Origin of the sequence: Actinomadura decatromicini (genome assembly GCF_008121305.1) — a bacterium.
GTDB lineage: Bacteria > Actinomycetota > Actinomycetes > Streptosporangiales > Streptosporangiaceae > Spirillospora > Spirillospora syzygii.
The window spans coordinates 25,281-48,169 of record NZ_VSRQ01000016.1 but is presented as its reverse complement, the minus strand read 5'-3'; the positions used below and the strand labels follow the sequence as shown (position 1 = coordinate 48,169).

The following is a 22,889-nucleotide window of genomic DNA, read 5'->3' as shown; positions in this document are numbered from 1 at the left end:
AGGAGAGGACATGCCGGAAAACACGCCCCGGCCGCCGGTGAAGGTCGGCCTGGTGGCAGGGGGACTCGGCGCGTACTGGCCGCAGTTCCCGGAGCTGCTGCCGCGACTGAGACGCTCCGCCGAGCGCGTCGCGGAGCGGATGCGGGGGCTCGGCGCCGACGTCGTGGACGCCGGGTTCGTCTCCGACGCGCGGGAGGGCGCGGAGGCGGCCGAACGGCTCCGCGCCGCGGGCTGCGACCTCATCGTCGGCTTCCTCACGACCTACATGACGGCGACGATGCTCGTCCCGGTCGCGCAGCGCGCGGACGCGCCGGTCCTGCTGATCAACCTCCAGCCGACCGAGTCGATGGACCACGCGACGTTCGACACCGGGCAGTGGCTCGCCTACTGCGGCGCCTGCCCGCTGCCGGAGATGGCGAACGCGTTCGCGCGCTGCGGCGTCCCGTTCCGCTCCGTCTCCGGCCACCTGGAGGACGAGCGCGCCTGGACGAGGATCGCCCGCTGGGTCCGCGCCGCCGGGGTCCGGGCCGCGCTCCGCCGCGGCAGGCACGGCCTGATGGGCCACCTCTATCCCGGCATGCTGGACGTCTCCACCGACCTCACCCTGGTCACCGCCAACTTCGGCGGCCACGTCGAGGTGCTGGAGTTCGACGACCTGCGCGTCCGGGTGGAGAAGGTCACCGACGCCGAGGCCGCCGCGAAGAAGGCCGAGGCGGAGCGGATCTTCGAGCTGGACGCCTCCGTGAACGACGACGACCTCGCCTGGGCGGCGCGCGTGTCCGTCGGCCTCGACCGCCTCGTCGAGGACTTCGCGCTGGACAGCCTCGCCTACTACCACCGCGGCCTGGACGGCGAGGTCCACGAGCGGCTCGGCGCGGGGATGATCCTCGGCGCGTCGCTGCTCACCGCGCGCGGCGTCCCGGCGGCGGGGGAGTACGAGCTGCGCACGTCCCTCGCCATGCTGGTCGCCGACCGGCTCGGCGCGGGCGGCTCGTTCACCGAGCTGCAGGCCCTCGACTTCACCCGCGGCCACGTCGAGATGGGGCACGACGGGCCCGCCCACCTCGCGATCAGCGCGAAGCGCCCGCTGCTCCGCGGGCTCGGCGTCTACCACGGCAAGCGCGGCTACGGCGTGTCCGTCGAGTTCGACGTGCGGCACGGGCCGGTCACCGCGTTCGGGGTCGTCCAGCGGCGGGACAGGACGTTCGCGTTCGCCGCGTCCGAGGGCGAGACCGTCGACGGCCCGCTGCTGCGGATCGGCAACACCACGTCCCGCGTCGACTTCGGCTGCGACCCCGGCGAATGGACCGACGCCTGGAGCGCCACCGGGATCTCCCACCACTGGGCCCTCGGCACCGGGCACATGATCGCCGACCTCGAGGCCGTCGCCGACCTCCTGGAGATCGACCTCGTCCACGTGAACCCCTGACGGACGGCCCGCTCCCGTCCCCCGCCCGCTCCCACCTTCTGACCTTCGTTCCAACCAGCGCTGAGGAGCACGTCATGAGCGAGTTGTCCAGGAGAAGGTTCGTCCAGGCGGGCGGGGTCGCCGCCGCGGCGGTCACGGCGGGCGGCGCGATCGCCGCGCCCGCGTCCGCCGCTCCCGGCGGCCCGGCGGCCCGGACGCCGCGCCCGGTCGACCTGCGCGCCGACCACCTGCGGTCGCCGCTCGGCATCGACGCGGCGCGGCCGACGCTGAGCTGGCGGTTCGCCGCCGGGCCGCGCAACGCGGTGCAGACGGCGTACCAGGTGCGGGTCGCGAGCGCGGACGACCGGCTCGCCCGTCCCGACCTGTGGGACTCGGGCAAGGTCGCGGGCGCCGCCGTGTCCGCCGGCTACGCCGGCCGGGCGCTGCGCTCGCGCGAACGGGCGTCCTGGCAGGTCAGGGTGTGGGATGGGCAGGGCCGCGCGTCCGCGTGGAGCGAGCCGTCCCACTTCGAGACGGGCCTGCTGGCCGCCGCCGACTGGACGGCCCGCTGGATCGGCCACCCGGCGTGGTCGGGCGAGCCGAGGCCGCAGTCCGCGACGGTCGCGTTCCCGGCCAGGACGGCGCGGTACGTCCGGCTGAACGTCACCCGGCTCGGCCTGCCGATCAAGGAGGGCTGGCCGTACAAGGTGTCGCGGCTCCAGCTCGCGGAGGTGGAGGTGCGGGACGGCGCGTCCGGCGCGAACGTGGCGCTGAAGGCGCAGGTGACCGCGTCCGAGAGCTACACGGTCGGCGGGCAGTGGGAGCCGAAGGCCATCACGGACGGCTCGTTGACCAGCGACGACGCCCCGTTCGGCTACACGAGCATGGAACGCAAGGACCAGGATCTCGCGAGCCCCATCTGGCTCCGGATCGACCTGGGGGAGGAGCGGCGGTTCGACCGCGTGGTGCTGTATCCGCGCACCGACGCCCTGACCGACGACGAGAAGACCCCGAACTTCCCCGAGGACTTCACCGTCGAGACGTCCGGCGACGGCACCACTTTCGACACGGCCGCCACCGTCAAGGGGCAGGAGGCGCCGCCGCCGCTGCACGGGCGGCCCGAGGCACTGCCGGTCTTCGAGCGCGGCTTCAAGCTGGGGAAGCGGGTCCGGACGGCCCGCCTCTACGCGACCGCCCTCGGCGTCCTGGACGTCACCGTGAACGGGCGTCCCGTCAGCGACGCCGTCCTGGAACCGCCGTACAGCACGTACAAGAAGCGGCTCGTCTACTCCACCTACGACGTCACCGAGCTGCTGCATCGGGGCGGCAACACGGTGCGGGTCGAGCTGGGCCCAGGGATGGCGCACGTCCCGCCGACCCCTGGACGCTACGAGAAGCTGACCCGCTCGGACGGCAAGCCGACCTTCCTCGCCCAGCTCGACGTCACCTACACCGACGGTACGCGCGAGACCGTGGCGTCGGACCCGTCCTGGCGCGCCGCGCTCGGCGCGACGACCTTCGCCAACTGGTACGGCGGCGAGGACCACGACGCCCGCCGCGTCATCGGGGACGGCGACTGGACCGGCGCGGTCGAGGTCGCGTCCCCCACCGCGAGCCTCGCCGCCCGCACGTCCCCGCCGATCGAGCCGGTCGCCGTGCTCCGCACCCGGAAGATCACGCGGCCGAAGGACGGGGTGTACGTCGTCGACCTCGGCGTGAACTTCGCCGGATGGCCGAAGCTGCGCGTCAGCGGCCCCGCCGGGACGACGGTCACGATGCGCCCCGGCGAGCTGCTCGCCGCGGACGGCACCGTCAGCCAGCACACCACCGGCTCGCCGATCTGGGACTCCTACACCCTGTCCGGGCGCGGCACCGAGACGTGGCACCCCCGGTTCGTCTACCACGGCTTCCGCTACCTCCAGCTCGAAGGGCTGCCGTCCGCGCCGGACGACGGCACGGTCACCGGGATCGTGCTGCGCGCCGCGAACGAGACGGCGGGCACGTTCACCAGCTCGCACGGCCTGCTCAACGACATCCACAAGATCATCGACCGGGCCGTGCAGAGCAACATGTACTCCGTCCTGACCGACTGCCCGCACCGGGAGAAGCTCGGCTGGCTGGAGCAGGCCAACCTCGTCTTCCCGGCTGTCGCGCGCAACTACGACGTGGCCGCCTACTACGGCGACATCGTCCGGAACATCGCCGAGGCCCAGACCGAGGACGGGCTCGTCCCCGACATCGCGCCCGAGTTCACCGTCTTCGGCGGCGGTTTCAGGGACGACCCCAACTGGGGCAACGTCATCGTGTTCGCTCCTTGGCAGATGTACCGCGCCTACGGCGACACCGCGACGCTGCGCGCCTACTACCCGAACATGGTCCGCTACGTCGACTACCTGACCCGCAAGGCGAGCGGGCACCTGCTCGACTACGGCCTCGGCGACTGGATCGCGTTCGACACCAGCACCCCGAACGGCGTCACCGCGACCTTCGGCTACCACCGGGCCGTCTCCGCCCTCGCCCGGATCGCGAAGGTCATCGGCCAAGAGGCGGACGCCGCGAAGTACCAGGCGCTCGCCAGGGACATCGGCGACGCGTTCAACGCCAAGTACGCCACCGGCGACACCTACGGGTCGGGCAGCCAGGCGTGCGACGCGTTCGCGCTGGACATGGGCGTCGTCCCGGCGGCGAAGTGGGACGCCGTCCTCGCCCACCTCGTCGACTCGATCAAGGCGAAGGGCTACCACCTCACCGTCGGCGAGATCGCGCTGCCGTCGGTGTTCCACGTGCTGTCCGCGGCGGGACGCGACGACGTCGTCCACGCCTTCGCCACCCAGACCGGCAACCCCAGTTACGGGTACCAGGTCGTCCACGGCGCGACGTCGCTGACCGAGAACTGGGACGGGCCCACGTCCGGCCTCTCGCAGAACCACTTCATGCTCGGCGCGATCGACGAATGGTTCCACGCCGGGCTCGCGGGCCTCGGGCAGACCGACGACTCGATCGGGTTCGAGACGCTGCTCGTCCGGCCGTCCGTCGTCGGCGACGTCACCCGCGCCGCCGCGACCTACGAGACGCCGCGCGGCCGGGCCGCGTCCTCGTGGCGGCGCACCGGCCGGAGGCTGCGGCTGGACGTGACCGTCCCGCCCGGCGCGAAGGCCCGCGTGGAGTTCCCGCTCCTCGGCGGGAACTCCGGGCCGAGCGCCCCCGCCGACGCCCGCCGGCTGGGCGTGGCGGGCGGACGCGCCCTCTTCGAGATCGGCTCCGGCGACTGGACGTTCGAGAACCCCGCGTCCTGACGGCGGCGGTCCCGGCGGGCCGCTTCGGCGGCGGCCCGCCGGCCGTCATGAGAGGTGGTCGAGGGAGAGGTGGGCGGAGACGATCCAGTTGGGGACGTCCACGACCTCGGAGATCTTCAGGTCGGCGGCGACGCTGGCGAGCAGGTAGGCGTCCGCGGGCGCGATCCCGGCGCGGACGGCGACCTCGGTGACGAGGGCGCGCGTCGCGTCCTTCGCCGCCTCCATGAGGTCCGGGCCGATGCCGGTGGTGGCGAGCGCCGCGCCGGTGCGCTGGGCGGCCGGGGCCGTCTCGATGATCGGCGTGACGGGGGCGCCGCCGCGCCGGACGTCCACCCGGAGCCGGACGGTCGCCTCCGTCTCGATGCCGGTGCCGCACACCTCGCCGTCGCCCATCGCGGCGTGCGCGTCGCCGAGGGACAGGAGCGCGCCTTCGACGCCGACCGGCAGGATGAGCCGCGCCCCGGGCCCGATGTGCCGGACGTCCATGTTCCCGCCCCAGCGGCGCGGCGGGACGATCGAGTGCCCGCCCGGCTCGGGGGGCGCCACCCCGATCGTCCCGATCATCGGCAGCACCGGCACGGCGAGCCCGGGCAGCAGCTCCGCCGTCCCGCCGGAGATCTTGGAGATCCGCAGGTGCGGGTCCGGGAAGTCCTCGGCGAGCAGCCCGAAGCCGGGGATGCTCGCCGTCCAGCCCCACTCGCCGGTCTCCATGCCGAGGACGTCGATGACGAGCGCGTCGCCGGGCTCGGCGCCGTCCACCCGGAAGGGGCCGGTCACCGGGTTCACGCGGCCGAAGTCGAGCGCGGCGACCGCGGCCGTGTCGGAGTCCGGGCCGAGCTGCCCGCCGCTGGCGTCGGCGGTCTCCACGGTGAGCTCGTCGCCGGGCGCGATGGTCGCGATGGGCGGGATCGCGTTGTCCCAGGTGTTGTGCACGCTGGTGCGGCGGATGTGCATCGCTCCTCCAACGGGGGTCGGGATTCCGAGACGAGCCTATGATCAACGGCGCCCCGGCGGCGCGCCGCGCCGCCCGCGATGTTCCGGCGGCGGTTTCCCGGGCACGATCGCCCGAATGGAGCGAGCGGAAGGGGGACACGTGAGCGTACCGAACGTTGATCTCATCGACGGGACCGCGATGCCGCAGCTCGGCTTCGGGGTCTTCCAGGCGTCGGACGCGGAGGCGGAGCAGGCGGTGCGGACCGCGCTGGAGCAGGGGTACCGCAGCGTCGACACCGCGTCCGCCTACGGCAACGAGGAGGGCGTCGGCCGCGCCCTGCGCGCCTCCGGCGTCCCGCGCGAGGAGCTGTTCATCACCACCAAGCTCTGGAACGACGAGCAGGGGTACGACAGCGCGCTGCGGGCGTGCGACGCGAGCCTGTCCCGGCTGGGCCTGGACTACCTGGACCTCTACCTGATCCACTGGCCGATGCCGGGCCGCGGCACCTACCTGGAGACGTGGCGGGCGCTCGAAGAGCTCAAGCGGGACGGCCGCGTCCGCGCCATCGGCGTCTCCAACTTCACCGTGGAGACGCTGGGCCGGATCATCGAGGAGGCGGACGCCGTCCCGGCCGTCAACCAGATCGAGCTGCACCCCTACTTCCAGCAGGACGGCCTCCGCGCCTTCCACCGGGACCACGGCATCCGCACCGAGGCGTGGGCGCCGCTCGGCCAGGGCCACGGGCTGCTGGACGACCCGGCGCTCGACCGCATCGGCCGCAACCACGGCCGCACCCCGGCGCAGGTCGTCCTGCGGTGGCACCTCCAGATCGGGAACGTCGTCATCCCGAAGTCGGTGACGCCCTCCAGGATCGCCGAGAACATCGACGTGTTCGGCTTCGAGCTGTCCCCGGACGACATGAAGGCGATCGGGGAGCTCGACCAGAACACCCGCTTCGGCCCCGACCCGGCGACCTTCGAGATGGCCTGACCGCCGACCCCGCTCCCATGTACGGAGAGTCACGGAGCATAACGTTCCGTGCATGGGGGACGATCAAGAAAGCTGGAGCGGGCCGGACGGCCTGCGCGTCACGGCCGTGCGCCTCAGCGGCGCGCACCGGGTGTGGGCCGAGTTCGCCGGGGTCCACGGCGAGAGCGCCTTCCTCGTGACGCGGAACGGGGCGTTCGTCGGCCGCGGCTACTACCTCTCCGTGGCCGACCTGTCCGACGTGGTCGACCTGGCCGAGCTGCGCGCCCGCTGACGAGGCCGCGACGAGGCCGGGGCCTGCTGCGAGGCTTGCGCGGACGGCCCGCCGCATGTAGTCCGTTGAACCGTGCAGACCTGCAGCGGACGGCCGGGCGGCCACGACGTGGTCGTCGTCGGATCGGTCAACGCCGACCTGGTGGTCGGCGTCGAGCGGCGGCCCGGACCGGGGGAGACCGTCCTCGGCGCGGACCTCGCCACGCACCCCGGCGGGAAGGGCGCCAACCAGGCGGTCGCGGCGGCCCGGCTCGGCGCCCGCGCCGCGCTCGTCGGTCGCGTCGGGGACGACGGCCACGGCCGCCTGCTCCGCGCCTCCCTCGCCGCCGCCGGCGTCGACCTCGCCCACCTCGCCACCACGCCCGGCGCGCCGACCGGCGTCGCCCTCATCACCGTCGGGCCGGACGGCGACAACAGCATCATCGTCTCGCCCGGCGCGAACGCCCGCGTCGGCCCGGACGACGTCGCCGCCGCCCGCGCCGCGATCACCGCCGCGTCCGTGGTGTCGTGCCAGCTGGAGGTGCCGCTGCCCGCCGTGGCGGCCGCGGCCCGGCTCGGCGCGGAGGCGGGGGCGCGGGTCGTGCTGAACCTGTCGCCGCCCGCGCTCGTCCCGGACGACCTCCTCGCCCGCTGCGACCCGCTCGTCGTCAACGAGCACGAGGCCGCGTTCCTGCTGGGCCCGGACGGCCCGCGCGACCCGGCGGCCATGGCCGAGGCCCTCCGGCGGCGCGGCCCCCGCTCGGTCGTCGTCACGCTCGGCGCGGACGGCGCCCTCGTCGCCGCCGGGCCGGAGCCGGTGCGGGTGCCGTCGCCGCGGGTGGCGGCCGTCGACACCACGGGCGCGGGCGACGCCTTCACCGCCGCGCTCTGCCTGCGCCTCGCCCGCGGCGACGCGCTCCCGGACGCCGCCCGCTACGCGGCCCGCGCGGGCGCCGCCGCCGTCCGCGCGCCGGGCGCGCAGGGCTCGTTCCCCGCCCCGGGCGACCTGCCCGGCCCCTAGTTGCGGGTGCGGGAGCGGATCCGGTACAGCTCGTCGGCCACGTCGTGGACGTCCTCGCCCAGGTCGTACGCGCTGAGCAGGTGCAGGTCGTCGGTCGTCTCGATCTCCAGCATCCGGGTGCGCAGCAGGAGGCGGCGGCGCTCGTCCACCCGGATGACCGACACCTCGTCCCACGGGACGCGGCGCCGCCCCGCGTAGCCGGTCACGACCGTGAGGCCCGCGCCGTCGGCGGCGAGCCGCACCGGCGCGACCAGGTCGCGCAGCGCGAGCGCGTTCAGGCCGACCGCCGCGGCGACCGCGAGGAAGAGGAACTGCGGGTCATGGCTGTAGAGGACGACCAGCGCCGTCACGGCCGCCGCCCCGGCGCACTTCACCGCCACCTGGCCCGGCGGCACCCGCCAGCGCCGCGCCCGCTCCGCGTCCATGCCCCGCTCTCCCCTCATGCCCGACACCGTAGCCGCAGCGGTGACTGCCCAGGCCGGTGGTACGTCCGATAGCGTCATGAATATGCGACTCGGCGTGCTGGACGTGGGATCGAACACCGTTCACCTTCTGGTGGTGGACGCCCACGAGGGAGCGAGGCCGCTTCCCGCTTTCTCCCACAAGGCCGACATGCGGCTCGCCGCCCACCTGGAGGACGGCGACCGGCTGTCCGAGGAGGGCGAGGGGCTGCTCCGCGACTTCGTCGACGACGCGCTCCAGATCGCCGAGGACAAGGGCGTCGAGGACCTCGTCGCGTTCGCCACGTCCGCCGTCCGGGACGCCGCCAACGGCGAGGCGATCCTGGCGCGGATCCGCAGCGACAAGGCGATCGACATCCGCGCGCTGTCCGGCGAGGAGGAGGCGCGGCTGACGTTCCTCGCGGTGCGGCGCTGGTTCGGCTGGTCGTCCGGGCGGCTGCTCGTGGTGGACATCGGCGGCGGCTCGCTGGAGATCGCGTCCGGGCTGGACGAGGAGCCGGACGTGGCGTTCTCGCTGCCGCTCGGCGCGGGCCGCCTCACCCGCGACTGGTTCAGCGCCGACCCGCCGCCCCCGGACGAGGTCCGCCGGCTGCGCCGGCACGTCCGCGCGGAGATCGCCCGCCGGGTCGGGGACGTCGCCCGCTACGGGCCGCCCGACCACGCGGTCGCCACGTCCAAGACGTTCAAGCAGCTCGCCCGCATCGGCGGCGCGGCGCCCACGACCGATGGACCGTACCAACGGCGGATCCTGGCGAGCGACGCGCTGACCGAGTGGGCCGACAAGCTCGCCGCGATGCCGTCCGCCGGACGGGCCGAGCTGCCCGGCGTGTCGGAGCGGCGCGCCCCCCAGTTGCCAGCGGGCGCGATCGTCGCGGACGCCGCGATGGACCTGTTCGAGCTGACCGAGCTGGAAGTGTGCCCCTGGGCGCTGCGCGAGGGCGTCATCCTGCGCCGTCTCGACATGATCACCGACCGGCGGGCACCGGACTTCGTTCGGTGACAACTGTCACGGACTGACCAGATCTGGCCTGGAAGACGCGATATGTCTTGCCGAGCCGGATTCGGCGGCGTAGAAGCGTGCATCGGGCGGTCTCATCACTGGGGGTCCTGATGTCGCGCGCGTACAGATTCGCGTCCCTGCCCTGCGGACGCTGGGGCAAATGGGTCGTGCTGGTGCTGTGGATCGTCATCCTCGGCATCTCCATGCCGCTCGCCGGGAAGCTCACCGGCGCGCAGACCAACGAGGCGTCGGCGTGGCTGCCGAAGGACGCCGAGTCGACCCGGGTGGTGGACGCGTCCGAGCGGTTCGTGCCGTCCGACACGTTCCCGGCCGTGGTCGTCTACCACCGGAACGGCGGCCCGCTCACCGCCGCCGACCGGGCCAAGGCCGCCGCCGACGTGCCGCGCCTGCAGGCCGTCATGGGCGACCCGAAGGGCTCGGCGCCGCCGCGCAAACTCGCCGTCAGCGTGCAGGGGCCGATCCCGGCCAAGGACGGCACCGCGCTGGAGACGATCGTCAACATCCGCGTCGGCAACGACGGCTGGGACCTGCTCGGACCCGCCGTCGACGACTACCGGGACATCGTCCAGAAGGGCGCTCCGGGCCTGGACGCGCACGTCACCGGGCCCGCCGGGTACGGCGGCGACTTCAGCAACGTGTTCTCCGGCTTCGACGCGACACTGCTGTACGTCACCGCCGCGATCGTCATCGGGATCCTGCTGCTCACCTACCGCAGCCCGATCCTGTGGCTCGCGCCGCTGCTCTGCGTCGGGTTCGCGCTGATGGCGGCCGAGGCGGTGATCTACCTGCTGGCCGAGCACGCCGGGCTGACCGTGAACGGGCAGGCGGCCTTCATCCTCACGGTGCTCGTGTTCGGCGCGGGCACCGACTACGCGCTGCTGCTCATCGCCCGGTATCGGGAGGAACTGCGGCGCCACGAGGACCGGCACGAGGCGATGGCGGTCGCGCTGCACCGGGCCGGACCCGCGATCGTCGCCAGCGGCTCGACGGTCGCGCTGAGCATGCTGTGCCTGCTCGTCGCCACCCTCAACTCGACCAAGAGCATGGGCCCGGTCATGGCCATCGGCGTCGCCGTCGCGCTGCTCGCGATGGTGACGCTGCTGCCCGCGCTGCTGGTGATCTGCGGCCGCTGGATGTTCTGGCCGCGCCGGCCGAGGTTCGGGACCGACGAGCCGACCGAGCGCGGCGTGTGGGCGCGGGTCGGCGGGTTCGTCGCCGTGCGCCCGCGGGTGACCTGGCTGGTCACGGCCGTGGTGCTCGGCGCGCTCGCCGCCGGGCTGTTCGGCCTGAAGACCGGCTCGCTGCCCAACAAGGACGCGTTCAGCACCGGCAAGCCCGACTCGGTCACCGGCGAGGAGGTGCTCGGCAAGCACTTCCCGGCGGGCAGCGGGTCGCCCGTCCAGGTCGTCGCGAAGGCGGGGACGCAGGACGCCGTCGCCGCCGCCCTCGCCCGCGTCCCGGACATCTCCGACGTCAAGCTGGCCGGGAGGAACCCGGGGCAGCCGTCCGGCGGGCTCGTCTACCTGGAGGGGACGCTCACCGCGCCGCCCGACAGCGACCGCGGGTTCACCGCCGTCCAGCGGGCCCGCGACGCCGTGCACGCCGTCCCCGGCGCGGACGCGGAGGTCGGCGGCGGGACGGCGGTCACGCTCGACATCAACCACGCGTCCCACCGCGACCAGAACGTCGTGATCCCGATCGTGCTGGTCGTCGTGCTGATCATCCTCGCGCTGCTGCTGCGCGCCGTCGTCGCGCCGGTGGTCCTCGTCGCGACCGTCGTGCTGTCGTACGCGGCGGCGCTCGGGGTCAGCGCGCTGATGTTCCACCACGTGTTCGGGTTCGCGGCGGCCGACCCGTCGTTCCCGCTGTGGTCGTTCGTGTTCCTCGTGGCGCTCGGCACCGACTACAACATCTTCCTCATGACCCGCGTGCACGAGGAGTCCAAGCGCGTCGGGATGCGGCGCGGCGCGCTGGTCGGGCTCGCCGCGACCGGCGGCGTGATCACCTCGGCGGGCGCGGTTCTCGCCGGGACGTTCGCCGCGCTCGGCTCGCTGCCGCTCGTGTTCGTCGCCGAGCTCGGCTTCACGGTCGCGTTCGGGGTGCTGCTGGACACGGTCGTCGTCCGGTCGGTGCTGGTCACCGCCCTGAACCTGGACGTCGGACGGCGCATGTGGTGGCCGAGCGCGCTCAGCCGCGCCGAGCCGGCGCCCGCCGCCGCCGCGCCGGAGGCGCCCGAACCGGCGGGCAGCCGCGACTAGCCGGTCGGGACCAGCCGGTCGGGACTAGCTCCAGCTCGGGTGGCCGAACGTGCTGCCGGCCGGGGTGACGACCTGGTCGCCGGTGCCGTCCGCGCGGACCGCGCGGACCACCGGCGACCCGACCGCGCCGCGCACGTAGCAGATCCAGCGGCCGTCGGCGGACCACGCCGGGTCCATGTCGTCCCCGCCGGTGGTCACGCGCAGGGGCGCCTGCCCTCCGGAGGAGTCGACCGTCCAGATCTCGCTGCCGTCCGGGCCGCCCCGCGTGTAGGCGACCCTGACCCCGCCGGGCGACCACTCCGGGTCGACCGAGCGGACGCCGTCCCTGGTCAGCCTTCGCCAGGTGCCGGGGTCGCCCGGGTCGAGGCTGTAGATCTGCTCGGGGCCGTTCCGCTTGCTCCAGAACACGATCCGCTTCGAGGGCGCCCACATCGGGTCGTCCTTGTCCGAGCCGTCGTCGGTGAGCTGCTCGACCCCGCTCCCGTCGAGGGTGACCGTGAAGATCTGCCGGACGCCGTCCTTGCGGCCCATGTAGGCGAGGCGCGTGCCGTTCGGCGACCAGGCGACGCGGCCGCCCGCGATGTCGGTGACCTTCCTGGCGCCGGTGCCGTCGGCGTTCATCACCCACGCCTCGTTCTTCCCGTCGTCCAGGCGCCGCGTGAACGCGATGCGGCGGTGGTCGGGGGACGGCTCCGGCAGGATGGCGCACGGCTGCCCGCGGTAGAGCGTCGTCAGCTTCCGGTCTGCCAGTTCGTACCGGCCGATGTCGGCGTGGCAGGACTTCGGCCAGCCGGACGCGGTGTCGACCCGGACGAGCATCGACCCCGCCGGGAAACCGGCCACCGCGCCGTCCCCGGTGCCGGCGCTGTTCCGCGGTTCGGACGCGTGGTCGAGGTAGTAGTAGACACCCGCCGCGACGAGCGCGGCGACGACGACGCCCGCCACCGACGACAGGATGAGCGTCTTGCGGCGGGACGGCCCGTCCGGCGCCATGGTCGGCGCCTGCCCGATCTGCTCGCGCTGCCAGTCCGCCGCCATCCGGGTGACGGGGCCGGGCGCGGACGGGCCCGGCGGGCCGGGCGGAGCGGGCGCGGGCATCGGCATGGGGGCGGGCGCGGTCACGTCCCGGTGCGTGACGTTCGGATCCCCGCCCGGCGGCGCCGTGGGCGTCTCGACGGGCGGCGCGGACGGCGTGCCGGGCGGCGTGACGGGCGGCACGACGGGGGCGGCGACGCGGGTCTCGGCGGGCGGGGCCGTCCACATCTCGCCGAGCTCGGAGGTGACCGCCGCCTCCCCGGCGCCGCCGACCAGGGCGAGCAGCAGGTCGCGGGCGCTCGGCCGCTGCAGCGGGTCCTTGCGCAGCGCCGCCTGGACGATCCCCGCGAGCGACGGCGGCAGCTCCCCGACCTCGGGCTCGGCGTGCACCGCCCGCGCCGCCATGACCTGGAACGAGCCCTGCCCGAACGGGTTGCGGCCGCTCGCCGCGTACGCCACGAGGCAGCCCCAGGCGAACACGTCCACGGCCGGGGTGACCTGCTGCGTCATGATCTGCTCGGGCGCGATCCAGCCGGGGGTGCCGACGACCACGCCGGTCCGGGTGTGCGCGGACGCCATGTCCAGCGCGCGGGCGATGCCGAAGTCGATCACGCGCGGCCCGGAGATGGACAGCAGCACGTTGCTCGGCTTCAGGTCGCGGTGCACCAGCCCCGCGCTGTGGATCGCGACGAGCGCCGCCGCCACCCCGACCGCGACGCCGTGCAGCATCCCCGGCGACAGCGCGCCGTTCTCGCTGACGTGGTCGAGCAGGGACGGCCCGTCGATGTACTCGGTGACCATGTAGGCGAGGCCCTGGTCCTCGCCGTGCTCCAGCACCTGCGCCGTGCAGAACGACGCGACGCGCTGCGCGTTGGCCGCCTCGTCGTGGAACCGGGCGAGGAACGTCTGGTCGCCCGCGAGCACCGACCGCACGACCTTCACCGCGACGGCCCGGCCGTCCGGGTCGCGGCCGAGGTACACCGCGCCCATCCCGCCCTCGCCGACCTTGGCCTCGATCCGGTACCGGCCGATCCGCGTGGGCTCGTCCGGGCGCAGTTCGCTCAGCGAGGCTCGCGGCCCGTCCATGGAGTTCACCTCTCCGCCCGCGTGCCGCGTCTTGGCGGCCGCCCACACGAGCGGCACGCGGCCCCGTTTCGTCCTCCATACGATGGCAGAGGAGGCGATCAGGTTCTAGCGCGTCCCGGACGTCCCGCGATCAGTGGAAGTTGCGGGCCCGCACCCGGCCGGGGACGGGCAGCCGGCGCAGCCGCGTCGCGCGGACGTTCGCGACCCCGTCGGCGCGCTCCAGCCGCCCGCTCACCAGCAGCGCCTGCGCGTCGACGGCGAGGCCGCGGTGCCGCTCGAACACCTGCGGCGGGCACACCACGTTGACGATGCCGGTCTCGTCCTCCAGCGTCATGAACACGATGCCGCCCGCGGTCGGCGGCCGCTGCCGGTGCGTGACCAGCCCCGCGACGACGACGTTCGTCTCGCCGGGCGTGGCGGCCAGCCGGGTGGACGAGAGCGCGCCGAGCTCGTCCAGCGCGTCCCGGACGTGCGCGACGGGATGCGTGCCCGACACCCCGGTCGCCCACAGGTCGGCGAGCGTCTCCTCGATCGGCGTCATCGCGGGCAGCGCGGGCGCGGACGCGCCGGGCGTCACGCCCTCCAGCCGCCCCGGACCGGAACTGGCCAGCGCGCCCGCCGCCCACAGCGCTTCGCGGCGGGTCAGCCCGGTCCGGCTCCCGGAACCGAGCGCCGGCGGAGCGGAGGAAGCCGGACCGGTCCCTGGGTTCCCCCACAAGGGCAACCCGTCGAACGCGCCCGCCGTGGCGAGCGCCTCCAGGGCGCCCGCCGACAGCGGGACGCGCCGGGCCAGGTCCTCCATGCTCGCGTAGGGGCGTCCGGCGGCGATCGCCTCCGCCGTGTCCTCGCCCAGGTTGCGGATGCCGGACAGCCCGAGCCTGATCGCGGGCTGCGGCTCGGCGGGCGCGTGCGGATGGTCGGACTCGACCTCGACCGCCTCCTCCAGCGTCGGGTGGACGCCGCTGGCGTTGACGTCCACGCCCCGGACGACGACCCCGTGCCGCCGCGCGTCGTTGAGGAGGCTCTGCGGGCTGTAGAAGCCCATCGGCTGGTTCCGCACCAGCGCGGCCGTGAACGCGGCCGGGAAATGCCGTTTCAGCCAGGCGCTCGCGTACACCAGGTGCGCGAAGCTCTGCGCGTGCGACTCGGGGAACCCGAACCCGGTGAAGCCGAGGATCTTCTCGTACACGCTCTCGGCGACGTCCGGCGGGATGCCGCGCTCGGCCATCCCGTCGAGGAGGCGGCGGCGCAGCCGCTCCACCCGCTCGGGCGCCCGCTTCGCGCCCATCGCCTGCCGGAGCGCGTCGGACTCGGCGGGCGTGAACCCGGCGCAGTCGACGGCGAGCTGCATCATCTGCTCCTGGAACAGCGGGACGCCGAGCGTCCGCGACAACGCGGGCTCCATCAGCGGGTGCGGGCAGTCGGCCGGTTCGAGCCCCTTGCGGCGCCGCAGGTACGGGTGCACGGACCCGCCCTGGATCGGCCCGGGACGGATCAGCGCCACCTCCACGACCAGGTCGTAGAACTCGCGGGGACGCAGCCGGGGCAGCGTCGCCATCTGCGCCCGCGACTCGACCTGGAACACCCCGACCGTGTCGGCGTCGCACAGCATGTCGTAGACGAGCGGGTCGTCCGGCGGGATCGACTGGAGGTCGTGGCGGCGGCCGTGGTGCTCGTCCACCAGGTCGAAGCAGTCGTGCAGGGCGGCGAGCATGCCGAGGCCGAGCAGGTCGAACTTCACCAGCCCGGCCGCCGCGCAGTCGTCCTTGTCCCATTGCAGGACGCTCCGGTTCGGCATCGTCGCCCACTCGATCGGGCAGATCTCGCCGACCGGCCGGTCCGCGATGACCATGCCGCCGGAGTGGATGCCGAGGTGCCGGGGGAGCCGCAGCATCCGGTTGGCCAGCTCCATCACCGGGCCGGGGATGTCGGTCTCCGAACCGACCGGGTCGCGCGGGTCGATGCCCTTGGACCAGGCGTCCTGCTGGCCGGGGGAGAAGCCGAGCGCGCGGGCCGCGTCCCGGACGGCCATCCGCGGCCGGTAGCTGATCACGTTCGCGACCTGCGCGGTGCACTCGCGCCCGTACTTGTCGTAGACGTACTGGATGGCCTCCTCGCGGCGGCGGTGCTCGATGTCGAGGTCGATGTCGGGCGGGCCGTCGCGGCCGGGGGACAGGAATCGCTCGAACAGCAGGCCGTGGTGGACGGCGTCCACGCCGGTGATGCCGAGCGCGTAGCAGACCGCCGAGTTGGCCGCCGACCCGCGCCCCTGGCACAGGATGCCCTTGCTCCGGCAGAACTCCACGATGTCGTGGACGATCAGGAAGTAGCCGGGGAAGCGGAGCTGCTCGATGACGTCCAGCTCCCTGGCGATCTGCTCGTACGCGCCGGACACCCGCTCCCGCTCCGGCGGCCCGTACCGCTTCAGCGCGCCCTCCGCGACCAGGCGACGCAGCCAGGTCGCCTCGGTGTACCCGTCCGGGACGGGCCAGTCGGGCAGGCGGGGCGCGACGACCTCGAAGTCGAACAGGCACTCCCGCGCCAGCGCGACCGTCCGCTCCAGGACGCCGGGGAACCGGGCCAGCCGCCGCGCCATCTCCGCGCCGCTCCGGACGTGCGCGGTGCCGCCCGCCGGGAGCCAGCCGACCATGTCGTCCAGGCCCCGGCGGGCGCGGACGGCCGCCATCGCCTGCGCCAGCCGCGCGTCCGGGCCGGGGGCGGCGAAGTGCACGTTGTTGGACGCCACGGCGTCCACGCCGACCCGGCGCGCCAGCTCGAACAGGACGTCGTTGCGGTGGTCGTCGTCCGGCTGGTCGTGGTCGACCAGTTCGACGAACACGTTGCCGCGGCCGAACATGGCGATCAGGTCCCGCAGCTCGCGTTCGGCGGCGCCCGGCCCGCCCGCCTCCAGCGCGGCGGGCACGGGGCCCTTCCGGCAGCCGGTCAGCACCGCCCAGTGCCCGCCGTGCGCGCCCGCCAGCGCGTCGAGGTCGTAGACGGGACGGCCCTTCCGCCCGCCCGCGAGCTGCGCCGCCGTGATCGACGAGCAGAGCCGCGCGTAGCCGGGCGCGCCGCGCGCGAGGACGAGCAGGTGCCGCCCGGCCGGGTCGGGCTCGCCGGTCTGCGGGCCGGGCAGGCCGAGGCTCAGCTCCGCGCCGAACACCGTCCCGATGCCCGCGTCGCCCGCCGCCTGCGCGAACTGGACCGCGCCGTACATGCCGTCGTGGTCGGTGATCGCCATCGTCCGGACGCCGAGCCGCGCGGCCTCCGCGACGAGCGACGCCGGGTCGCTGGCGCCGTCCAGGAAGCTGAACGAGGAGTGCACGTGCAGCTCCGCCCACGGCACGTCCTCCTCGGGCGGCTCGGCGGCGCGGGGCGGGACGTCGGGCGCCTCCGGCCCGTCCGCCGCCCGGCCGGACGGGCGCCACGAGAGTCGCTCCTCGAACTCCCGCCACGGGATCGGCGGGTTGTGCCAGCCGGTCATGGACGGCCCCTAGTCATAGACGGCCTCGATGTGCCAGCGCCCGCCCTCGACGGCGAGCAGGTAGGCCGCGCCGTCGTCGGTGGTGACCTGGAAGCGGGCGCGGCGGCGCGCGCGGTCGGCGTCCCACCAGCGCTCGTCGGCGGGCCACGGCCCCGTCCACCCGGTGACCGCGGACGGACGGCCCCGGAACGCCAGCGTCGCGGGCGGCGCGGACACCTCGCACCGCGCCGACACCACCACCGCCGCCCCGGAGGCGTCGGCCAGCTCCACGTCCGGCGGCACCGGCGGGACGACGGCGGGCGCGGGCCCGGTGACGCGTCCCGGCCACGGCCCCTCCGGCAGGCCGGCGGGGGCGAGGTCGCCGACCGGCACCCGGACGACCCGCTCGCCCGGCCCGCGCCCGCCGACCAGCACCGGGCGGGTGACCCCGTGGTGGCCGAGCAGCGTTTGGATCCGGTCGGCGGCCCGCGCGATCCGGTCGGTGACGGACGTGCGGCCCCACAGGCCCTCCTGCCGCCCCTCGTCCGGGACGAGCTGGTCGGGCGCCAGCTCCAGCCACGTCACGCCGCCCCAGACGGCCTCGGCGTCGGCGGGCTGATGCGCCGAGAGCTGCCAGCGCACCCGCTCCGCGACCGCCAGCGCGGACAGCCCGTCGTGCCGCCACAGCCGCCGCAGGACGCGGCCGTCCGCGAAGCCGACCGCCGCCTCCAGCCGGACGCACGCCAGCCCGCCCGCCGCGAGCCCCTCGTGCAGCTCGCCCGCCAGCCGCTTCGCGGCGAACACGACCTGCTCGGCCCGCTCGGCGGGCGGCTCGAACCCGGTGCGGACCGACAGGTCGGCGCTCGCGCGCGCGGGCGCGAGCGGGCGTGGCTCCGCACCGCGCGCCAGCCGGTGGGCGAGCCCGCCGTCCGCCCCGAACCGGCCCGCGACGTGCCCGGACGGCAGCGCCGCGAAGTCGCCGAGCGTCTTGATCCCGAGCCTGCGGAGCAGGTCGGCGAGCTCCGGGCGGTCCAGCACCGACAGCGGGTACGGGGCGAGGAACGCCGCCGCGCCGCCCGCCGGGACGACGACGCCGCCGTCCCCGGCGCGCGCCGCCAGCTCGGCGGCGAACAGGCCGTCCGCGACGCCGGCGCCGCAGTCGTGCCCGGCCTCGACCACCGTGTCCTGGACGAGGACGCGCAGCGCCTCCTCGCCGCCGTAGAACCGGGCCGGGCCGCGCGCCGCGAGCGCGCACAGCCCCGGCCGCACCACCTCGACCCGGGGCGTCAGCGCCGCGACGGCCTCGGCGACGGGCTCGAACAGCCGTCCCTCCGCGTCGGCGTCGCGCTCGCGCACCACCAGGCCGGGGCAGCGGCGCTGCGCGTCGCGGAGCCGCTGCCCGCGCCGCACGCCCGCCGCCCGCGCCGCCGCCGTGCACGCCGCGACCTGCCCGTGCTGCACCGCCGCCCCCGGCGTCGCGGCGTCGATCCCGACCGCCGTCGCGGGCCAGTCGGGGCACCAGGCCACGAGGACGCGCGTCACGCGATCCCCTCCTCGATCCGTTCCCCGGCCCGTTCCCCGACCGCCGCCCGGACCGGCCTGAGCCCCCGGGGCGGGTGGACGGGCGCGCCGTCCGCGACCGCGCCGGGCACCAGCTCCAGCGGCGGCCGGACGGCCTCGTCCGGCCGGACCGCGCCGTCGGGCGCGGGCAGCCACAGCGCGGCGCGCCGCCCCGCGCCCGGCGCGTCCCGGCCCTCGGCGACGACCTGGACGCGGCGGCCGGTGAGCCGCCCGTGCCCGTCGGCGAGGCCGTCCCAGGCGGCGTCCTCCACGTGGAGGCGGAGCCGGACGCCGGGCCACTCGCGGGCGAACGCGCCGGTCAGCGTGAGGACGCAGCCGTGCCTGCGGGCGAGCGCGGACAGCCGCCGCACGGCCGCCGCCCCCGGCCGCTCCGGCGGGCACAGCAGGACCAGCTCGACGGCCTCGCAGAGCGCGGCGACCACGTCGGGCCAGCGGTCGCCCGGGTCGTCGACGAGCAGGAGCCGCTCGGGCTCCGCGCCCATCCCGGCCGCCGCGACGACGCCGAAGCCGGGGACGCCGACCACCCCGCACCAGCCGCCCTCGCCGTCCTCCCCGCCGTGCCGGGAGACGCCCGCGACGAGCGCGAGCCCGAGCGACGCCGCACCCGGTCCGTCGAGCCCGACGACCGAGCCGGGCCGCAGCCCGCCGCCGGGGACGACGGTCCGCAGCGCGGGCAGCACGGGCACCGTGGCGGCGCTCGGGGCCGCGCCCAGAGCGGCCGCCAGGTCCCGCGGCGCGGCCTCCGGCACGGTCGTCCCTCCCCTCTCACGCCCCACCGCACAATCTCGAACACAGGTTCGACAGTTGTCAAGTTCTCGCAGGTCACGCAGCGGAGCGGGAGGCGGCGCAAAGCCCGATGCCATCGGGCTTTCCGGGCTCAACGGACATTCCGCCGGGCATCATGGGAGGCATGACGACCGATGTGCGGACCATCGAGTGGACCGGCGACGGGCTCCGCCTGCTGGACCAGACCGTCCTGCCGGGGCGGGTGGAGTACCTGACCGTCCGGGACGTGGACGCGCTCGTCGACGCGATCCGGAGACTCGCCGTCCGGGGCGCGCCCGCGCTCGGCGTGGCGGGCGCGTTCGGCGTCGCGCTCGCCGTCCGGCAGGCCGCCCGGGAGGGCTGGGACGACGCCCGCCGCGACGCCGAGATCGCCCGCGTCCGGGCGGCCCGCCCGACGGCGGTGAACCTCGCCGCCGGGGTCGACCGCGTCCTGCCGTTCGCCGCGAAGGGCGCGGACGCGGTCGCGGCGGAGGCCCAGGCCGTCCTGGACGAGGACGTCCGCGGCAACCGCGCCATCGGCGTCCTCGGCGCCGACTGGATCCTCGGCCGGACCGGCGGCGACCGGCCGCTGCGCGTCCTCACGCACTGCAACGCCGGGGCCCTCGCCACGGCCGGGTGGGGGACGGCGCTCGGCGTCGTCCGGGAACTGCATGGACGGGGCCGCGTGGAGACCGTCTACGCCGACGAGACGCGCCCCCTGCTCCAGGGGTCCCGGCTCACCGCGTGGGAACTGCGCCGGGCCGGGATCCCGTGCGTCGTCCAGGCGGACGCGGCGGCCCCGAGCACGATCCTGCGCGGCCTCGTGGACGTCGCGGTCATCGGCGCGGACCGCGTCGCCGCCAACGGCGACACCGCCAACAAGATCGGCTCACTCGGGGTGGCGCTCGCCTGCCGGGCCGCCGGGATCCCGTTCGTGGTCGCCGCGCCGTGGAGCACCGTCGACCTGGCCCTCCCGGACGGGACGGGCGTGCCGATCGAGCAGCGCCCCGCCGAGGAGATCCTCGCCTGGAACGGCGCGCCGACCGTCCCGGACGGGGTGGACGCCTTCAACCCCGCGTTCGACGTGACGCCCGCCCGCCTCGTGACCGCGCTGGTCACCGAGACGGGCGTGCTGGAGGTGTCGTCGGGCGACACCCCCCGTCACGTCAGGAGCGGCGCCTAAGAACCGAGCGTGCGGGTGGCCGCGCGCAGGCTCTCGTAGAGCAGCCCCTCGTACTTCTTCGCGGTCGGGACGTCCTTGTCGACGAACAGCGCGTCGTACAGGGCGGGCAGCCGCTGCGTCGCGTAGCCGGTGTCGATCCCGGGCGCGTAGATCTGGTGCTTGTACCAGGGGCGTCCGGGCAGGCCCGCTTCTGTCAGCAGGTCACGCTCGGCCTGCGTCAGCTTGGCGTTCAGGCTGCGGAACGCGGCCGTGTCGCCCTTGCGGAGCGCCTCGTCCGCGCGTGCCTGGAGCGCCTGCGCGGCGTCCTCCCACTTCTTCGCCTGCGCGACGCTGCGGGACACGTCCACGACGACCGACCCGAGCCGCTTGCGCTGCTCGGCGGTGAAGTCGGCGAGGTACTGCGCCGTCTCCGCCGCGTACGGCCGGTACCCGAGCTGGACCACGTCGGCGTTGGCCAGCCGCAGCGTCGTGATGCCGACCAGCCGCGACATCGCCGCGTGGTACTCCCAGGTCGGGTCGCCGAAGTGCGACATCCAGTAGAAGTCGTCGCAGGAGCAGTGGTACTGGCCGGAGCTTCCCGTGGAGGACGCGCTCAGGTCGAGGGCGGGCACGCCGTACCGCTGGAAGAACGCCTGGAAGTCGGAGCCGCCGCCGATGCGCCCGATCGGCGTCTTGCCGTTGTTCTGCGCCTTCCACGCGTCGTAGAGGGTGCCGTCCGTGCCGGGCCAGCGCACCTCCTTGGTCGCGTCGATGACGGACTGGTCGAGCGCGGGCGTCGTCGCCGGGCCGAAGTTCGAGCCCCCGGCGCCGTCCATGTTCACGTAGGCGACCGCGTTGCGGAGCCGTCCGGCCTGCTGCTCGGCGTACTCGGTGGAGCCGAACAGGCCGTACTCCTCACCGTCCCAGGTCGCGAGCACGATGGTGCGCTTCGGCCGCCACCCCTTCTTGAGGAGCGCGCCGAGGCCGCGCCCGATCTGGAGGACGTTCTCCGCGCCGGACAGGTTGTCGCTGCTCCCGTACGCCCACGAGTCGTGGTGACCGCCGAGGACGACCTCCTGCTCAGGGTGCTCGCTGCCGGGAATGCGGACGGTCACGTCCCACAGCGGACGCACCTCGAACTTATTCTCCAGATTCAGGTGGACCTTCGTCCCGCCCGGCCCGAACCGGTACGCGAACGGCAGGCCGCCCTGCCATTCCTTCGGCACTTCCGCGCCTTTCAGCGCGCGCAGCAGCGGTTCGGCGGCGCCGTAGGAGATCGGCGTCGTCGGAATGAGGCCCTTCGTCATCGGGGCCTTCGACGCCGGAATCCTGCGCGCGCCCTTCACCGACGGCCAGCCGGGCGTCTGCGGGTCGCCAGCCGCGAGCTGGATCTGCGCGATGCTGCCGCGCTGGATGCCGTCCGAAGGCCGCCACGGACCCTCCGGATACACCTTTCCCTTGGTGAATCCGTCGTCGGCCGGGTCGGAGTAGATGAGCACGCCCTTCGCGCCGTGCCGCGCCGCCTCGCGCGGCTTGATGCCGCGGAACGTCGCGCCGTACCGGATCAGCGCGATCTTCCCCTTGACGGATACTCCCTTCTCCTCAAGGAGCGCGAAATCCTGCGGGCGGCCGTAGTTGGCGTACACGACCTCGCCCCGGACGTCCCCGGACGGCGACATGCCGTTGTGCCCGGGGATGACGTCCTCGAAATGCTTCTGCCAGGGGCGCTTCTTCTCCTTGACCGGCAGCGCCAGCCGTTCCGGCGCGGTCATCTCGACCCGCACGCGCTTCGGCATCGACAGGTAGACGTAATAGGTCTTGATCTCGGGCTTGAGGCCGTACGACCGGAAATGCCGGACGATGCGCTGCACGCGCCGCCAGTCGCCGGTCGTCGTCGTGAGCCCCGGCTCGGCCGACAGCTCGGCGTCCAGATCGCGGGCCACCTCGGGGGACGGAACGGAACTGAACGCCTTCTCGTACTGCCGCTGCCATTTCGATCCGGCGGCGGTGAAGCCGGGGATTGGATCGTTCCCGTCCGGGAGGCCGGACGGGGACGCGGCGGCGGGCAGCGCGGACAGGGCGAGGGTCAGGGACACGGCCGAGGCGGACAGCGCCGCCAGGGCCGGGGTGCGGGAGCGGAGCACCAGGGATACCTCCGG

At 74.7% G+C, this 22,889-nt stretch carries 15 protein-coding genes; 8 read left to right on the top strand and 7 right to left on the bottom strand.

Going from position 1 to position 22,889, the window contains the following annotated elements; all coding sequences use genetic code 11:
* Nucleotides 1-10 precede the first annotated feature (10 nt).
* Entirely contained in the window at nucleotides 11-1,429 is a 1,419-nt protein-coding gene (locus FXF68_RS41770) for an L-fucose/L-arabinose isomerase family protein (RefSeq protein WP_148768376.1), read from the top strand.
* Between the two features lie 74 nt (nucleotides 1,430-1,503).
* On the top strand, nucleotides 1,504-4,704 hold the full coding sequence (locus FXF68_RS41765) for a family 78 glycoside hydrolase catalytic domain (protein ID WP_148768375.1): 3,201 nt from the start codon (nucleotides 1,504-1,506) through the stop codon (nucleotides 4,702-4,704).
* Nucleotides 4,705-4,749: 45 nt separating this feature from the next.
* Here the strand turns inward: FXF68_RS41765 and FXF68_RS41760 are convergent, their stop codons facing one another.
* Nucleotides 4,750-5,658, bottom strand: coding sequence for an acetamidase/formamidase family protein (locus FXF68_RS41760; protein ID WP_148768374.1), 909 nt, complete (start codon nucleotides 5,656-5,658; stop codon nucleotides 4,750-4,752).
* Between the two features lie 178 nt (nucleotides 5,659-5,836).
* Here FXF68_RS41760 and FXF68_RS41755 point away from each other — a divergent pair, with 178 nt between their 5' ends.
* From FXF68_RS41755 to FXF68_RS41745, 3 genes are all read left to right on the top strand, one after another.
* The gene (locus FXF68_RS41755; protein ID WP_246179269.1) at nucleotides 5,837-6,628 is read left to right on the top strand and encodes an aldo/keto reductase; all 792 of its coding nucleotides are present in this window, start codon (nucleotides 5,837-5,839) and stop codon (nucleotides 6,626-6,628) included.
* Nucleotides 6,629-6,680: 52 nt separating this feature from the next.
* Nucleotides 6,681-6,899, top strand: a complete 219-nt coding sequence (locus tag FXF68_RS41750) for a hypothetical protein (protein ID WP_148768372.1) — start codon at nucleotides 6,681-6,683, stop codon at nucleotides 6,897-6,899.
* 72 nt (nucleotides 6,900-6,971) lie between these two features.
* On the top strand, nucleotides 6,972-7,898 hold the full coding sequence (locus tag FXF68_RS41745; RefSeq protein WP_148768371.1) for a ribokinase: 927 nt from the start codon (nucleotides 6,972-6,974) through the stop codon (nucleotides 7,896-7,898).
* Here FXF68_RS41745 and FXF68_RS41740 read toward each other — a convergent pair.
* Complete coding sequence (locus FXF68_RS41740; RefSeq protein WP_148768370.1) at nucleotides 7,895-8,341, bottom strand: PH domain-containing protein; 447 nt, start codon at nucleotides 8,339-8,341, stop codon at nucleotides 7,895-7,897. The two genes, FXF68_RS41745 and FXF68_RS41740, sit on opposite strands and share 4 nt — an antisense overlap.
* A gap of 64 nt (nucleotides 8,342-8,405) precedes the next feature.
* On the opposite strand from FXF68_RS41740, the gene FXF68_RS41735 reads away from it, so the two are divergent.
* Entirely contained in the window at nucleotides 8,406-9,359 is a 954-nt protein-coding gene (locus FXF68_RS41735) for a Ppx/GppA family phosphatase (RefSeq protein WP_148768369.1), read from the top strand.
* A 110-nt stretch (nucleotides 9,360-9,469) separates the two neighbouring features.
* Nucleotides 9,470-11,638, top strand: a complete 2,169-nt coding sequence (locus FXF68_RS41730) for an MMPL family transporter (protein ID WP_148768368.1) — start codon at nucleotides 9,470-9,472, stop codon at nucleotides 11,636-11,638.
* A gap of 24 nt (nucleotides 11,639-11,662) precedes the next feature.
* Here FXF68_RS41730 and FXF68_RS41725 read toward each other — a convergent pair whose 3' ends face one another.
* From FXF68_RS41725 to FXF68_RS41710, 4 genes are all read right to left on the bottom strand, one after another.
* Entirely contained in the window at nucleotides 11,663-13,759 is a 2,097-nt protein-coding gene (locus tag FXF68_RS41725) for a protein kinase domain-containing protein (RefSeq protein ID WP_148768367.1), read from the bottom strand.
* A gap of 130 nt (nucleotides 13,760-13,889) precedes the next feature.
* Nucleotides 13,890-17,243: an error-prone DNA polymerase gene (locus tag FXF68_RS41720; protein ID WP_148768366.1), complete on the bottom strand. Its 3,354-nt coding sequence runs from the start codon at nucleotides 17,241-17,243 to the stop codon at nucleotides 13,890-13,892.
* Between the two features lie 9 nt (nucleotides 17,244-17,252).
* Nucleotides 17,253-18,764: a DNA polymerase Y family protein gene (locus FXF68_RS41715; RefSeq protein WP_148768365.1), complete on the bottom strand. Its 1,512-nt coding sequence runs from the start codon at nucleotides 18,762-18,764 to the stop codon at nucleotides 17,253-17,255.
* Nucleotides 18,761-19,552 carry a hypothetical protein gene (locus tag FXF68_RS41710; protein WP_187438382.1) on the bottom strand — a complete coding sequence of 264 codons (792 nt, stop codon included), beginning with the start codon at nucleotides 19,550-19,552 and terminating at the stop codon, nucleotides 18,761-18,763. Before FXF68_RS41710 ends, FXF68_RS41715 begins: the two co-directional genes overlap by 4 nt.
* A 161-nt stretch (nucleotides 19,553-19,713) precedes the next feature.
* Here FXF68_RS41710 and mtnA point away from each other — a divergent pair, with 161 nt between their 5' ends.
* Nucleotides 19,714-20,751 carry an S-methyl-5-thioribose-1-phosphate isomerase gene (mtnA, locus tag FXF68_RS41705; protein ID WP_148768364.1) on the top strand — a complete coding sequence of 346 codons (1,038 nt, stop codon included), beginning with the start codon at nucleotides 19,714-19,716 and terminating at the stop codon, nucleotides 20,749-20,751.
* Here mtnA and FXF68_RS41700 read toward each other — a convergent pair.
* Nucleotides 20,748-22,874: a M28 family peptidase gene (locus tag FXF68_RS41700; RefSeq protein ID WP_148768363.1), complete on the bottom strand. Its 2,127-nt coding sequence runs from the start codon at nucleotides 22,872-22,874 to the stop codon at nucleotides 20,748-20,750. The genes mtnA and FXF68_RS41700 overlap by 4 nt on opposite strands.
* Nucleotides 22,875-22,889 lie beyond the last annotated feature (15 nt).

Bases quoted from the DNA above. Each gene is read 5' to 3' on its own strand.
- mtnA (WP_148768364.1), top strand. From the start codon at position 19,714: ATGACGACCGATGTGCGGACCATCGAGTGGACCGGCGACGGGCTCCGC.
- FXF68_RS41765 (WP_148768375.1), top strand. From the start codon at position 1,504: ATGAGCGAGTTGTCCAGGAGAAGGTTCGTCCAGGCGGGCGGGGTCGCC.
- FXF68_RS41735 (WP_148768369.1), top strand. From the start codon at position 8,406: ATGCGACTCGGCGTGCTGGACGTGGGATCGAACACCGTTCACCTTCTG.
- FXF68_RS41750 (WP_148768372.1), top strand. From the start codon at position 6,681: ATGGGGGACGATCAAGAAAGCTGGAGCGGGCCGGACGGCCTGCGCGTC.
- FXF68_RS41720 (WP_148768366.1), bottom strand. From the start codon at position 17,243: ATGACCGGCTGGCACAACCCGCCGATCCCGTGGCGGGAGTTCGAGGAG.
- FXF68_RS41730 (WP_148768368.1), top strand. From the start codon at position 9,470: ATGTCGCGCGCGTACAGATTCGCGTCCCTGCCCTGCGGACGCTGGGGC.
- FXF68_RS41740 (WP_148768370.1), bottom strand. From the start codon at position 8,341: ATGAGGGGAGAGCGGGGCATGGACGCGGAGCGGGCGCGGCGCTGGCGG.
- FXF68_RS41770 (WP_148768376.1), top strand. From the start codon at position 11: ATGCCGGAAAACACGCCCCGGCCGCCGGTGAAGGTCGGCCTGGTGGCA.
- FXF68_RS41725 (WP_148768367.1), bottom strand. From the start codon at position 13,759: ATGGACGGGCCGCGAGCCTCGCTGAGCGAACTGCGCCCGGACGAGCCC.
- FXF68_RS41760 (WP_148768374.1), bottom strand. From the start codon at position 5,658: ATGCACATCCGCCGCACCAGCGTGCACAACACCTGGGACAACGCGATC.
- FXF68_RS41755 (WP_246179269.1), top strand. From the start codon at position 5,837: ATGCCGCAGCTCGGCTTCGGGGTCTTCCAGGCGTCGGACGCGGAGGCG.